The organism is Actinomadura sp. 6K520 (genome assembly GCF_004349245.1).
Classification (GTDB): domain Bacteria; phylum Actinomycetota; class Actinomycetes; order Streptosporangiales; family Streptosporangiaceae; genus Spirillospora.
Map to the genome: position 1 here is coordinate 1 of NZ_SMLC01000051.1, position 13,846 is coordinate 13,846.

Below are 13,846 nucleotides of genomic sequence, written 5' to 3' on the forward strand. Positions count from 1 at the left end.
GCCTGGCCCCGCGGCATCCAGCGCCCCCGACGCCCCCCTGAACCTCAACACGGCCACCCTCGACCAGCTCGACGACCTCCCCGGTGTGGGGCCCGTCCTCGCCCAACGCATCCTCGACTACCGCACCGAGCAGGGCGGTTTCCGCTCCGTCGAGCAACTCCAGGACGTCAGCGGCATAGGCGCCCGCCGCTACGCCGACCTGAAGGCCCTGGTCCGCGTATGACCGACCTGCGCCTGCTGGCCCCGGCCCTGGCGACCTGGCTGGCCGCAGCCGTGACCATCGCCCTCCCTCCACCCGTCACCTACGCGATCGCCGCCACCACGACCCTCACAGCCCTCTACCTCCTAGCCGCGGGCGGGGGAGTCGCGCGGAAGGGACGCCTCTCGCGGGTCCTTGAGCCGGAGGCCGGTGCGCCGTCGGGGCGCTTGGGTGGACGGCAGGGGGTGACGGGCGCGCGGCGGAGGTTGGTCGGGGTGGTGCTCGTGTGCGCGGCCGCGTCCGCTGCCGGTGTTGCGCTGCGGGCCACGGCGGTCGGTACCGGGCCGGTGCGCGACCTTGCCGGGGAGGGGCGGTTCGCGACCGCAGAGGTGGTCGTCACGGGCGATCCCCGGGCGAAACCGGGAAAGGGCCGGCCGTTGATCATCCTCCGGGGCCGGGCGGAAGTGGTCCCTCGGGCGGAGGTCCGCGTGCCCGTGCTGCTGATCGCGGACGATACCCGCTGGCTGCGCATGGTGCCCAGCCAGCGGGTGCGGCTCCACGGCAGGTTCGTGCTTCCCGAGGGCGCCGACCTGCTCGCCGCGGTGGTGATCGTCCGTGGTCCGCCCACCGTGCTCGGGCCGCCGTCGCGGATGCAGCGCGCGGCCGAGCATGTGCGGGCGCGGCTGCGGGCCGCGGTGGCGCGTCTCCCGCCCGATCAGCGCGGCGTCCTGCCCGGCATGGTCGTCGGGGACACCTCCGGGCTCGATCCGGCGCTGGCCGAGGAGTTCCGCGCCGCCGGGCTCACCCACCTGATGGTCGTGTCCGGAGCGAACCTCGCGATCGTCATCGGAGCCGTCCTCGGCCTGTGCCGTCTCCTCGGTCTCGGACGCCGGCGCGCACCGCCCGTCGCCGTTGTCGCGGTGCTCGCGTTCGTCCTGGTCGCGCGGCCGGAACCGAGCGTCCTGCGGGCGACCGTCATGGGCCTCATCGGCCTCCTTGCGCTGGTCACCGGGCGGCAACGGCAGGGAATCCCCGCTCTCGCCGCGGCCGTGCTGCTCCTCGTGTTGATCGATCCCGCCCTGGCGCGCTCCTACGGGTTCACGCTGTCGGTCCTGGCGACCGCCGGCCTGCTCGTCCTGGCGCCACGCTGGCGGGAGCGGCTCGCCCGCCGGCTGCCCGGCCCCCTCGCCGACGCCCTGGCCGTCGCGGCCGCCGCCCAGGTCGCCGTCTCTCCGGTCCTGGTGATGCTTTCGGGAGAGATAGGCGTCGTCGCGGTGTTCGCGAACCTGCTGGCCGCTCCCGCCGTCGCCCCCGCGACCCTCCTCGGCGCACTCGGTGCCGTCACCGCCCTCTTCTCCCTTCCCCTGGCGCAGGGCATCGTGTGGCCCGCGGGCCTGGCGGTCGGCTGGATCATCCGGGTGGCCCGCACCGCCGCCGCACTGCCCTACGCCACGATCCCGTGGACGGGCGGTGGCCTGGGTGCCATGACGCTGCTGCTCGCAGCCGGAATCGCCCTCCTGATCCTGCGCAGCCGCCCCCTGCGCCTGCTCGCCGCCGCCGTGATGACCGGGATCATGGCGGCGGTCATCGCCATGCGCGTGACGGCTCCTGGCTGGCCGCCGCCCGGCTGGCAGATGGTCGCCTGCGACGTGGGTCAAGGCGATGCACTGGTCCTTTCCACCGCACCCGCCCAGGCCGTCGTCGTCGACACCGGCCCAGACCCCGCACTGGTAGACCGATGTCTCCGCCGCCTTGCTGTGAAGGACGTCCCCCTCCTCGTGCTGACCCACCCTCACGCCGACCACATCAACGGCACGTCCGGCGTCAGGAACGGCCGGCAGGTCCACGCGATCCTGACGACCTCCCGCACTTCCGGCCGGGAGGCGCGCCTCGCCCCCGGCGTCCGCGCTCACCACGCCCGGGCAGGCCAGCAATGGCGCATCGGCGGCCTGACCCTCTCGGTGCTCGCCCCACGAACCGGCCCAGCCCTCACACCCGCGGACGGCGGCACGACGATCAACAACGCCAGCGTGGTGGTCGTGGCCCGCAGCCCCGGCTTCAGCGCCCTCCTGGCAGGCGACATCGAAGAGGAGGCACAACGCGCCCTGGTGACGACCGTCCCCCACGTCCAGGTCCTCAAAGTCCCCCACCACGGTGCCCGCGGCCAGGACCCGGGTTTCCTGGCCGCCGCCCGCTCCTCCGTCTCCCTGATCTCCGTAGGCGAGGGCAACGACTACGGCCACCCGTCCCCGGCGACCGTCAGACTCCTCCAACGGCTCGGCACCCGGATCCACCGCACCGACCAGGAAGGAGACATAGCCATAACCCGCACCAGGACCGGCATAGCCGTAGTCCCCCGCCACTGACCCGGAGCCACCCGATCAAGAGCGAACCCACCGCACCGCCCGCGCCCGCACGCCTAGGAGGGGCCGATGGGCATGCCGGTGGCCATGAGCGGCAGCGCCCGTCACGCCTACCGGCGAGGCGGCGCTCGTCGCACCGCCCGAAAACCCTCGGGGCTCGCCGTGGCGCCTTCGTGAAAGTGGCGGTGGCGTTCTCGGGGCGCGGGCGGGTGGTCGGGCGTGGCATGCTGCTGGGGTGTCGGTCGAGCCCAACATCCTGATCGTCGGAGACGAAGAGCTGCTCGTGGAGCGGGCCATCGGTGATGTCGCCGCCGCTGTCAGGGCGGGCGACCCGGAGGCCGAGGTGATCGACCTTGGGCCGGGTGGCCTGGAGCCCGGGCGGATCTCGGAGTTGACGTCGCCCTCGCTGTTCGGTGGCGGGAAGGTGCTCGTGCTGCGGGCGGCGCAGGACCTGGGGAAGGACCTGACGGCCGAGGTGCTCACCTACGCCAGGCAGCCCGCGGACGATGTGGTGCTGATCGCCGTCCACCATGGCGGCGCCAAGGGCAAGGCGCTGGTGGACGGGCTGACGAAGCTCAAGGCGCGCAAGATCGTGTGCCCGAAGGTCACCAAGATGGGGGAGCGGGTCGACTTCGTCCGGGCCGAGGTCCGCCGGGCGGGCGGGAAGATCTCGGCGGACGGTGCGCGCGGGCTGATCGAGGCCGTCGGCAACGACCTGCGGGAACTCGCGGGCGCCTGCAGCCAGCTCGTCGCCGACACCGGGGGGAAGATCGACGACGCCGCGGTGGCGCGGTACTACCGGGGCCGTGCCGAGGTGAGCGGGTTCACGGTGGCGGACAAGGCGATCGAGGGACGGCTCGCCGAGGCACTGGAGCAGCTCCGCTGGGCACTCGCGACGGGCGTGCCGCCGGTGCTGATCGTCAGCGCGCTCGCGCAGGGCGTGCGGGGCCTGGCGAAGGTCGGTGGCGCGCCGCGCGGTGCGCGCGGCGCCGCCCTGGCGAAGGACCTCGGCATGCCACCGTGGAAGATCGACCGCGTGCAGAAGCAGTTGCGCGCGTGGTCGGCGGACGGCGTCGCACAGGCCCTAACGGCCGTTGCCAAGGCCGACGAACAGGTCAAGGGCGGCTCGGCCGACCCCGCCTACGCCCTGGAGAAAACGGTCGCCGAAATAGTCGCCGCCCGCGGCTGACCACCCGCTCGCGCCGCGCGCCGGGGCGCAGTCCGTTCGGGGGCGGGGGTGGCTTCTTTGGCAGGGGTCAGGCGGTTTCGGCTTTGGTTTTCAGGCCGGTGGCTTCCATGGTGACGTAGCGGCGGGTCAGGCGGCCCGTCAGGATCGCGAACAGGGGGGCCAGGGGGCCTTTCTGGTCGAGGGTCAGGTGGAGGGTGACCGTTCCGTCGGGGGTGGTCACGAGCTCGTGGGCGCCGACGGTGGTCACGCCGGGGGAGCGGGACTCCCAGGTGAAGGTCCTGTTCTCCTCGAAAGCGGTGACCGTCCAGACGGCGGCGGGCAGTTTGGGCTGGTGGACGCGGGCGCGGGCGGAGAGGGCGATGGGCTTGTCCAGGAGTTCGACGCGGTCTATGGAGGCGGTCATCTCCGGCCAGCGTTCCACGTCGATCAGGAGTTTCCAGACGGCTTCGGGAGTGGCGTTGATGTCGACGGTGGTTTCGACGTGCATTGTCTTTTCTCCAGTGCGGTGCGGATTTCGGCCAGGAGGCCGGTGACCAAGGGGTCGTCGGCGCGGGACGGGAGGTGGAGGGCGTGGTAGGGGACGGCGGGCAGGTCGATGATCTCGCGGGTGACGAGGCCGGGGGGAGGGGTCACGCAGCCGTTCACTATGGCGAGGCCGATGCCGAGGGAGACGAAGTGCAGGGTGAGGGGCCAGCCCTCGGCCTCGACGGCGAGTGACCACGGGACGCCGGCGGCGCGGAGCGCGCGTTCGAGGGCGATGCGGTGCGGGCCGGTGGGCGGCGGGGCGACCAGGGAGGCGCCCGCGAGGTCGGTGAGGATGAGGTCCGGTCGCTCGGCGAGGGGGTGGTCGTCCGGCATGACGAGGACCTGCGGGTAGGTGGCCAGGGGGACGGCGTCGACGTCGGCGGGCATGACGTCCAGAACCGAGACACCGAGGTCGGCGCGGCCGGTGCGGACGGCGGCGAGGGTGCGGGCGCGGTCGCCGTTGATCAGGCGGATGCCGGGGCGGACGACGTCGCCCAGCAGGTAGAGGTAGGCGCCTTCGCCGGCGGCGAGTGCCGGGACACGGGTGGGCGCGGTGCCGTGGACGCCGGCGAGGAACGCCGCCACGCGGCCGTCGAGGTCGCGGGCGAAGCGGGCGACCTCGACGCCGGTGGGGGTGAGGGCGAGGCGGCGGCCGTGCCTGGTGTAGAGGGGGCGGCCGAGGGTCTCGGCGAGTTTCTGCACCTTGACGTGGAGCGCGGGCTGCGAGATGTGCAACTCTTCGGCGGCGCGCGTGAAATTGAGGTGGTCGGCGAAGACGGCGAAGGAGGCGAGCGCGTCCGTCGAGAGGCGACTCAGCTCCATAGGCAGTGACTATAGCCAGTGGGGACATTGATAGTTCTGTTTTAGGGCTGCTGGTTCGACAGTTGGGGCATGAACATCGAACCGCGGCTCGGCGTCGACTTCGGCCGGGTCATCCACGGAGGGCTGCTGGCGTCCGGGCCCGAGGACACCGTGTTCCTCGACGGGAGCTTCGAGGAGGCGCTCGCCTCACCGGCGACCGAGGGCGTGTACGACGTGCTGCCGGGGCTGATCGAGGTGTTCGGTGGGCGGGCCTGGATCATCTCCAAGTGCGGCGACCGGATTCGGCGGCGGACGCTGGCCTGGCTCGACCACCACGACTTCTATACGCGGACCGGCCTGCCGAGGGAGAACGTCCGGTTCTGCCGGCAGCGGGCGGAGAAGGCGCGGCACTGCCGGGAACTCGGGATCACCCACATGATCGACGACCGGATCGACGTGCACGCGGCCATCCGGGACGTCGTCCCTCACCGGTACCTGTTCGGGTCGGCGAAAGGGCCCGGGTGGGTGCGGCACGTCCCGGACTGGGCGGCGGCCGCCGAGGTCATTCGCGAAGATATTCCGGCGGAACGCGGCCGGTCAGCCACACCCCGTTCTCGCTGACGCGGAACTCGTGCCCGCCGGCGGCCATCCGCCCGGCCTCGACGACGAGGATGACCGGTTCGCCGCGGCGGGCGCCGACGCGGCGGGCCGTCTCGCGGTCGGGGGAGAGATGCACGGCGTGCCGCCCCATGGGCAGCAGCCCGTCACGCAGGATCGCCGCCACGGAGCGGCTCACGGTGCCGTGGTAGAGGAGCTCTGGCGGGGACGCGGGAGGCAGGCCCAGGTCGACCTGGATCGAGTGGCCCTGGGCGGCGCGGATCCGGTCCCCGTCGAGGACGTAGCGCTGCTTGTCGTTGACCGCGACGACGTGCTCGAGTTCGGCGCGGGTGAGCGGGAACCCGTGGGCGGCGCAGGCCGCGAGCAGTTCGGTGACGTCGGCCCAGCCTCCGTGGTCGAGGGTGAGGCCGATCCGTTCGGGGCGGTGCCGCAGATGCCTGGCGAGATACTTGGAGATCTTCACCGCGCGCCGCTCGTCCATGGACATGCGCCGGGGCCGGCGCGACGACCCGGCCGGCCCCGTGCGTGGTGGTGCTTACTCGGCCTGGAGCGCGGCGGCGCGCTTGGCGATCGCCGACTTGCGGTTGGCGGCCTGGTTCTTGTGGATGACGCCCTTGCTGACGGCCTTGTCCAGCTTGCGCGCGGCGTGCCGCTGCGCGGCCACGGCGTCGTCCACGTTGCCGGAGTCGGCGGCCTCGCGGAACTTGCGGATCGCCGTCTTCAGCTCGGACTTGACGGCCTTGTTGCGCACGCGGGCCTTCTCGTTCTGCCTGTTGCGCTTGATCTGGGACTTGATGTTAGCCACGTCTGCAGTGCCTCAGCTTGATCGCGATCCTCGCCTGCGCGACGGCAGGCTCTGACGAAAGGTCTGAACGGGGGGCGGACGGTGCCCCCGGGGCACGACGCTACGCCACACGCAGTCGCACAGCCTACCAATCACCGGGGCCGTGCCCAAACCGAACCGTGCACAGAGCATCGCGCGTGGCATGGGACCATGGGACGTACACATGTCCTTGTCCATCCAGTGAGTTTTCGAACGGACCCCGGTGGCAGCGCCCGAGCCTGACAAGACCGATCCCGCGATCATCCGCAACTTCTGCATCATCGCGCACATCGACCATGGCAAGTCGACCCTCGCGGACCGGATGCTTCAGCTGACCGGCGTGGTCGAGGAGCGCCAGATGCGCGCCCAGTACCTCGACCGCATGGACATCGAGCGCGAGCGCGGCATCACGATCAAGAGCCAGGCCGTCCGGCTGCCCTACACGTCCGCCGGCGTCGACCACGTGCTCAACCTGATCGACACCCCGGGGCACGTCGACTTCTCCTACGAGGTGTCCCGGTCGCTCGCGGCGTGCGAGGGCGCGGTCCTGCTGGTGGACGCGGCGCAGGGCATCGAGGCGCAGACGCTCGCCAACCTGTATCTCGCGCTTGAGGCGGACCTGCACCTGATCCCCGTCCTCAACAAGATCGACCTTCCGGCGGCGCAGCCGGAGAAGTACGCCGAGGAGCTGGCCGGGATCATCGGCTGCGAGCCGTCGGACGTGCTGCGGGTGTCGGGCAAGACCGGCGAGGGCGTCCGCGAGCTGCTCGACAAGATCGTGCGGGACGTGCCGGCGCCGGTCGGCGACCCCGACGGTCCCGCCCGCGCGCTGATCTTCGACTCGGTGTACGACACCTACCGCGGCGTGGTCACCTACGTGCGGATCATCGACGGGCGGCTGTCGCGGCGCGAGAAGAGCATGATGATGTCGACGGGGGCGGCGCACGAGACCCTGGAGGTCGGCGTCATCTCCCCCGAGCCGAAGCCGGTGCAGGGCCTCGGCGTCGGAGAGGTCGGCTACCTGATCACCGGGGTGAAGGACGTCCGGCAGGCGCGGGTCGGCGACACGGTGACCGGCGCGTCGCGGCAGGCGCCCGAGCCGCTCGGCGGCTACCGCGACCCGAAGCCGATGGTGTTCTCCGGCCTCTACCCGGTGGACGGCGACCAGTACCCCGAGCTGCGCGACGCGCTCGACAAGCTGCAGCTGAACGACGCCGCGCTGGTCTACGAGCCGGAGACCTCGGCGGCGCTCGGGTTCGGTTTCCGCTGCGGCTTCCTCGGGCTGCTGCACATGGAGATCGTCCGCGAGCGGCTGGAGCGCGAGTTCGCCCTCTCGCTGATCTCGACCGCCCCGAACGTCGTGTACCGCGTCGTGATGGAGGACGGGACGGAGCACACCGTCACCAACCCCAGCGAGTTCCCCGAGGGCAAGATCGCCACGGTGTACGAGCCGGTGGTGCGGGCGACGCTGCTGAGCCCGGCCGAGCACATCGGCGCGATCATGGAGCTGTGCCAGGGCCGCCGCGGCGTGCTGCTCGGCATGGACTACCTGTCCGAGGACCGCGTCGAGATCCGCTACACGCTCCCGCTCGCCGAGATCATCTTCGACTTCTTCGACCAGCTGAAGTCGCGCACCCGCGGGTACGCGTCGCTGGACTACGAGCCCAGCGGGGAGCAGGAGTCCGACCTCGTGAAGGTCGACATCCTGCTGCAGGGCGAGTCGGTGGACGCGTTCAGCCAGATCGTCCACAAGGAGAAGTCGCGCGAGTACGGGCTGATGATGACGTCCAAGCTCAAGGAGCTCATCCCGCGGCAGCAGTACGAGGTGCCGATCCAGGCGGCGATCGGCGCCCGGATCATCGCCCGGGAGAACATCCGCGCCATCCGCAAGGACGTCCTCGCCAAGTGCTACGGCGGCGACATCTCCCGTAAGCGGAAGCTGCTGGAGCGGCAGAAGGAAGGCAAGAAGCGGATGAAGACCATCGGGCGGGTGGACGTCCCGCAGGAGGCCTTCGTCGCGGCGCTGTCCACGGGTGGCGGCGAGTCCACCGACAAGGGACGCAAGTAGGAGTCGGCTCGGCGAGCCCCTGCCGAGGCAGGGGCTCCTGCAACGAGCGGTCCTACTTCTTCAGCAGCGGCCAGGCCACGGCGGGCGGCACGCGGCGGAACTCGCCGCGGTTGGCGGCACGGGCCGCGAACACGAGGAAGAACATCACGGCCGCCGTGAAGAGCATCGGCACCCAGATGAGCACCTCGACGGCCAGGGAGAGCAGGCCGGCCACGAACCACACCGCGATGGCCGCGATGCCCATGTTGAGGCCCTGCACGGCGTGCCGGCGCACGAACGGTGAGCGTGCCTTTCCGACGTAGACGATGGCGGGTGCGATCGCCCCGATGAGGAACTGGCCCACGTACGCCATGAGCGACCACGTCTTCTCGTCGTCCGAGACTGGGCCGTAGTTGCCGGGCATCTGGACGGTGCCCCCGCCCTGCTGCGGCTGCTGCCAGGCCGGGCCGGGCGGCTGCTGGGGCTGCTGCGGTGCCTGGTGGGGCTGCTGCGGTTGCTGCCAGAGGTTTCCGGGCTGCTGCCACGGGGCCTGCTGGGGCTGCCCGTGGCCGGGCGACGGGGGAGGCCCGTAGGCCATGGCGGGACGTCCTCTCCTAAGTTCGCTCTGCACGTTCGCTGTGCGACCTATTGGCGAAGTGTATGACTCCTTGGACGCACCCGGAGTTCGCGGAAGTTCCCGCTTTCCTCGGCCCGTGGCCGGTTCACGCCACGGGCGGCCGCGTCAGGCGAGCCCGGGACGCCAGAGGACGGCCGACGGGTTCGCTCGCGTGAGCGTCACCGAGCCCTGCCACGTGACAGCCGACAGCTGCGGCAGGTACGAGTCGTCCAGGAAGAAGCCCCGGTTGATGGAGGTGACCGTGGCCGGGGCGCCGTTGTCGCCCAGCCCGACGGGCCTGCGCAGCGCCTCGATCGACGCGATGTCGGACATCGTCGTCCCCTCCGGGAGCTCGACGGTGGTGGCGACGGCGCCGTCACGCTCGACCGACCAGGTGGGCTGGTCGTGGTCGGACCGGTACAGCGCCGACGGGTCGGCCTTGAGGCGGACGCCGAGCGCCACACCCGGCGCCGAACCCCACGCGGCCGGGGCACCGGTCGTCTTGGCGAACTCGACGAACAGGTACGTGCGCTGGTCGCCGACCTCGCGCGTCGCCGGGTCGGACGGCTGTTCGATCTTCCCCTCGCGCACCATCTCCTGGGCCGCGACACGGTACGTCCACGGGTCACGGTCCATGACGGCCTCGCGGGCACGTCCCTGCGGGCGGGTCCTGGAGGCGTCCAGCAGGAACCGGAGCGGCGGGTCCGGGGAGATGACGTCGCACATGTTGTTGTTCTCGGTGCAGGTCTGCAGGAGCGGGTGGTCGCCCTCGAAGCGGCCCGTGAACTGGAACGTCAGGTGCAGCGGCGCCTGGTAGACGGCGGTGCCTTCCACGCGCTCGCCCGACTCGTCCACCTCGACGCGGTACACCCATTCGATGTCGGTCGTGCGGCCCCAGCGGGCCATCAGCGCGGGCGTGTCCGTGCCGCCGTCCTCGTTGCTCCACACCATGGAGTACTCGATGACCCGGTGCCCGGGGGGCGCGGCGGGCCGCGTCTCGTGCCAGGCGAGCAGCGGGGTGTCGGTTGTGGCGTTCTGGTACGGGTTCCCGAACGGCCATCCCGTCCGGCCGACGACGATGGGAGCGTGGCGCAGGGCGAGCGCGTCCGCCGGCATGCGCACGCGGGCATCCCCGAGCCTGACGCGGTCGGCCGCGGGGGCGCTGCCCCTGGCGAACCGCAGCGTCACCTCATGGTCGCCCTTCCGGACGTGCCCGAGGCCGAGGCTCCGGTCCACCGGCTCGGACGACGGGACGACCAGGTCGGTCACGTGACGTCCGTCCACCGCGATCGACACCACGGCGGACTCGGCTCCCTCGCGGACCCACGACACACCGGGGGCGGACGCGGCGAAGGAGATCACGGCCTCGCCGTCCCGGTCCGCGGTGAACGGCAGCGACCGGGCGGGACCGCCGCGGTCGACGATGACCGTGCCGGACGCGGCGGCACCGGCCGGCGCGGCGAGGGCGAGCGGAGCGCCGGCGAGGGCGGCACCGGTCAAGGCGAGCACGGCATGACGCGCACGGCTTCTCATGATCGGCGAAGCTAGACCGGCCGGGTCGCGATCCGGTGACGGCGCGATCCCCGCTGGGTGTCGGGTTCGTGCGGGCTACGGGGCGTCGGCGGCGTCGGGCGTCCGGAGCGGCCCCCACACCGGCGCCGCCGCGGCCGGCGGCCGGAGGGACACCCCGGTGAACCGCTCCGTGGCGGCCTCCGCGTCGTCGGGTTCGTAGAGGGTGAGGCCCGCCGCGGGCAGCCGCGCCGTCCGCCCCCGCCGGACGATCTCGTGCCCGAGTTCCCGCAGCAGGGCGACGACGTCCCCGGCGGGCTCGTCGAGCAGGTCGACGCTCTCGAAACGCGGCCGCAGTTCGGGATTGCCGCTCCAGCCGGGCGGTCGCGTCGCGCAGATCTCCGCCAGCCGCTCCACGCCGTCCTCGTCCCGGCCGGTGGACAGCGCCAGCCTCCCGCGCCCCACCCGGACGCTGCGGTGACCGGCCCACCCGCACAGCAGCGACGACTCCGGCGGAGGGGTGCCGCAGCGCTCGGCGATCGCGGCGAGGGTGCTCCAGGCGTCCGCGGCGCGCGTGGAGAACAGCAGGCTCGCGTCGGGCAGCAGCGCGCCGCGGCCGGGCTCCAGCGCGACCACGAACGGCGCGACCTGGCCGGGGAACCGCGCCGGGTCGGCCTCCCGCAGCGTGACCAGGCCCTCCCACGCGACGGGCTCGTCCACCGCGAACCAGGTGATGTCCGCCTCGACGCCGAGGTCCCGGAACGTGGCGTCGGTCAGCCGCTCCGCGACCACCTCGCGCAGCGCCTCCGCCGTCTCCGCGAGCCTGCGCCGCCACCACGCCGGTTCCGGCCCGGACACCGCACCCGTCTGCCAGCGCGTGCCCGCCACGGGGAAAGTCCGGCGCCGCTCGGCGCCCGCGGCGTCCACGATCACGTAGTGCCACCCGTCGGGCTCGCCGCAGAGCACCACCCGCGCGGGCGCCCGTCCCCCCTCAGCCGCACCCTCATCCCGCATTCGGATGACTGTACTGCTTGCAATGCCCTTGGCGTCGGGCCCTGGGGGCCCTCCTTCGGCAGGCATTGCGCGCGATCGCTGCATCGCTCCGGCTCGCCCAGGGGCTCGCTGCGCGATCAGGTTTCTCGCTTCGCTCGACACCTGCCTTCGGACGCGATCGCAGGCGTTGAGGTTGTCGCGGGGTTGCGGTGGTGGCCGGTGTCGTCACGCCGGTGGACGACCGCCAAGGAGGAGATCAATTGCGTACGACACGGGGGCTGCGCGCTTGGACCGGGTCCAGATATCGGTACGGTCGGACGGGTACCGTTCCGATCGGCCGACCTTGACGACCTCCCGGAGGTAGCGTGACCCACCCCGAGCAGGTTCTGCGTTCTCCGAAGGAGCGGGAGACGGTGAACGGCGCCGTCCGCGCGCTGCGCTCCGCGGCCCCGTCCGGCTGGGAGAGGCTCGACTTCGAGTTCCGCGCCACGGTCGGCATCGACAGCGCCTCCCTGGAGGTCGAGGGCCCGGACGGCGAGCGCCGCCAGGCCATGCCCCCGGGACAGGCAGTCGGCAAGATGGACGAGCTCCGCCGCGTCATGTACCGCCGCGACAAGGGCGCCTGGTTCACCGCGCGGCTGCAGATCGAGCGCTCGGGGCACTTCAGCGCCGAGTTCGACTACGACGGCGAACCGGACTTCACCCCGCCCCTGACGCCCTCCGCCTACGCGCTGGACCTTGACCGCTTCCCCCGCACCCAGGAGAACATCCCGGACTGGCTCCGCACGAAACTCACCGCGAGCAAGAGCGAGTCCTGAGGGCCCGACCGCGTAAGGGTGCTGCATAAAATCACAATGTGCCCTCGACGCTTCCCAGTGGTGATCCCGTGCCGGTAGACGGTGCGTTGCCCGGCCGTGCCCGGGAGGGGCTGGGGACGCGGCCGTTCGCGTTCTACGTGCACGTGCCGTTCTGCGTGACGCGGTGCGGGTACTGCGACTTCAACACCTATACGGCGACGGAGCTGGGGCCGGGCGCCGACCGTGACTCCTACGCCGACACCGCCATCGCGGAGGTGCGGATGGCGCGGCGGGTGCTGGGAGACGCGGACCTGCCCGTCGAGACCGTCTTCGTGGGCGGCGGCACACCGACGCTGCTCCCGGCCGACGACCTGGGCCGCGTACTCGACGCGATCAGGGACGAGTTCGGTCTGGCGGCGAACGCCGAGGTGACAACGGAGGCCAACCCAGAGTCGGTCGACGAGGCGTATGTGGCCAGGCTGCGCGAGGTCGGTTTCACACGCGTCTCCTACGGCATGCAGAGCGCGCGCGAGCACGTCCTGGCCGTCCTGGAGCGCAGCCACACGCCGGGACGCATCCCGCAGGTGGTGGAGTGGACGCGCAAGGCCGGGTTCGAGCACATCAACCTTGACCTCATCTACGGGACGCCAGGGGAGACCGACGACGACTGGAGGGCGTCCCTGGAGGCCGCCCTGGAGACGGAACCCGATCACGTGTCGGCGTACGCGCTCATCGTCGAGGACGGGACACGGCTCGCCGCGCAGGTCAGGCGGGGAGAGCTGACCGCCCCCGACGACGACGCGATGGCCGACCGGTACCTGATCGCGGACGCGATGCTCGGCGCGCACGGCCTGCACTGGTACGAGATCTCCAACTGGGCCACCGGCGCGGACGCCGTGTGCCGCCACAACATGCTGTATTGGACGGGCGCCGACTGGTGGGGCGTCGGCCCGGGCGCGCACAGCCACGTCGGCGGAACCCGCTGGTGGAACGTCAAACACCCCGCCGCCTACGCCGCCCGTCTCGCAGAGGGCACGACTCCCGCCCACGCCCGGGAGGTCCTGGACGACGAGGACCGGCGCATCGAGCGCATCATGCTGGAACTACGCCTGGCCCAGGGCTGCCCCACGGACCTCTTGGACGACAAGGAGGTCCGCCAGGCCATCGATGAAGGTCTGATCCGGCCGGCCCCCTACGAACAGGGCCGCGCCGTCCTGACCCGACGCGGCCGCCTCCTGGCCGACGCCGTAACCCGCACCCTGACCTGAACCCAGCACGGCTGCGGCAAACAGCGGCATCAACCGGCTCGTGAAGGCATTTTCAGCGACGCGCCTACCTACATGATCACCCCACGGGTCGTGCGGCC

At 71.9% G+C, this 13,846-nt stretch carries 14 protein-coding genes; 7 read left to right on the forward strand and 7 right to left on the reverse strand.

The window, feature by feature from the left end; translation table 11 throughout:
- The 3 genes from E1289_RS15910 to holA form a co-directional block, all read left to right on the forward strand.
- On the forward strand, positions 1-223 hold a 223-nt coding region (locus E1289_RS15910; protein WP_131980787.1), incomplete at its 5' end, for a ComEA family DNA-binding protein.
- Complete coding sequence (locus E1289_RS15915; RefSeq protein WP_131980789.1) at positions 220-2,565, forward strand: ComEC/Rec2 family competence protein; 2,346 nt, start codon at positions 220-222, stop codon at positions 2,563-2,565. The genes E1289_RS15910 and E1289_RS15915, both read left to right, overlap by 4 nt.
- Before the next feature lie 232 nt (positions 2,566-2,797).
- Positions 2,798-3,751, forward strand: a complete 954-nt coding sequence (holA, locus tag E1289_RS15920) for a DNA polymerase III subunit delta (protein WP_131980791.1) — start codon at positions 2,798-2,800, stop codon at positions 3,749-3,751.
- 67 nt (positions 3,752-3,818) lie between these two features.
- On the opposite strand, the gene E1289_RS15925 is transcribed toward holA, so the two are convergent.
- Both E1289_RS15925 and E1289_RS15930 read right to left on the reverse strand, forming a co-directional pair.
- Positions 3,819-4,238: an SRPBCC family protein gene (locus E1289_RS15925; protein ID WP_131980793.1), complete on the reverse strand. Its 420-nt coding sequence runs from the start codon at positions 4,236-4,238 to the stop codon at positions 3,819-3,821.
- Positions 4,178-5,098 carry a LysR family transcriptional regulator gene (locus tag E1289_RS15930; protein WP_131980795.1) on the reverse strand — a complete coding sequence of 307 codons (921 nt, stop codon included), beginning with the start codon at positions 5,096-5,098 and terminating at the stop codon, positions 4,178-4,180. Before E1289_RS15930 ends, E1289_RS15925 begins: the two co-directional genes overlap by 61 nt.
- Before the next feature lie 69 nt (positions 5,099-5,167).
- Here E1289_RS15930 and E1289_RS15935 point away from each other — a divergent pair, with 69 nt between their 5' ends.
- Complete coding sequence (locus E1289_RS15935) at positions 5,168-5,698, forward strand: hypothetical protein (protein WP_207928993.1); 531 nt, start codon at positions 5,168-5,170, stop codon at positions 5,696-5,698.
- On the opposite strand, the gene E1289_RS15940 is transcribed toward E1289_RS15935, so the two are convergent.
- Together E1289_RS15940 and rpsT are read right to left on the reverse strand one after the other, a co-directional pair.
- The gene (locus E1289_RS15940) at positions 5,640-6,176 is read right to left on the reverse strand and encodes an RNA 2'-phosphotransferase (RefSeq protein WP_131980797.1); all 537 of its coding nucleotides are present in this window, start codon (positions 6,174-6,176) and stop codon (positions 5,640-5,642) included. The genes E1289_RS15935 and E1289_RS15940 overlap by 59 nt on opposite strands.
- Positions 6,177-6,230: 54 nt before the next feature.
- Positions 6,231-6,500, reverse strand: coding sequence for a 30S ribosomal protein S20 (gene rpsT, locus E1289_RS15945; protein WP_131980799.1), 270 nt, complete (start codon positions 6,498-6,500; stop codon positions 6,231-6,233).
- A 241-nt stretch (positions 6,501-6,741) separates the two neighbouring features.
- Between rpsT and lepA the strand changes: the two genes are divergently transcribed.
- On the forward strand, positions 6,742-8,586 hold the full coding sequence (gene lepA, locus E1289_RS15950; protein WP_131980801.1) for a translation elongation factor 4: 1,845 nt from the start codon (positions 6,742-6,744) through the stop codon (positions 8,584-8,586).
- Between the two features lie 52 nt (positions 8,587-8,638).
- Here lepA and E1289_RS15955 read toward each other — a convergent pair whose 3' ends face one another.
- From E1289_RS15955 to E1289_RS15965, 3 genes are all read right to left on the reverse strand, one after another.
- On the reverse strand, positions 8,639-9,163 hold the full coding sequence (locus tag E1289_RS15955; protein WP_131980803.1) for a DUF4870 domain-containing protein: 525 nt from the start codon (positions 9,161-9,163) through the stop codon (positions 8,639-8,641).
- Positions 9,164-9,307: 144 nt separating this feature from the next.
- Positions 9,308-10,714 (reverse strand): hypothetical protein, encoded by a 1,407-nt coding sequence (locus E1289_RS15960; RefSeq protein WP_131980805.1) that lies wholly within the window; start codon positions 10,712-10,714, stop codon positions 9,308-9,310.
- 75 nt (positions 10,715-10,789) lie between these two features.
- Positions 10,790-11,704 carry a hypothetical protein gene (locus tag E1289_RS15965; RefSeq protein WP_131980807.1) on the reverse strand — a complete coding sequence of 305 codons (915 nt, stop codon included), beginning with the start codon at positions 11,702-11,704 and terminating at the stop codon, positions 10,790-10,792.
- A gap of 344 nt (positions 11,705-12,048) precedes the next feature.
- Between E1289_RS15965 and E1289_RS15970 the strand changes: the two genes are divergently transcribed.
- Entirely contained in the window at positions 12,049-12,501 is a 453-nt protein-coding gene (locus E1289_RS15970) for a hypothetical protein (protein ID WP_131980809.1), read from the forward strand.
- Between the two features lie 38 nt (positions 12,502-12,539).
- Positions 12,540-13,748, forward strand: a complete 1,209-nt coding sequence (gene hemW / locus E1289_RS15975) for a radical SAM family heme chaperone HemW (RefSeq protein WP_131980811.1) — start codon at positions 12,540-12,542, stop codon at positions 13,746-13,748.
- Positions 13,749-13,846: the final 98 nt, after the last annotated feature.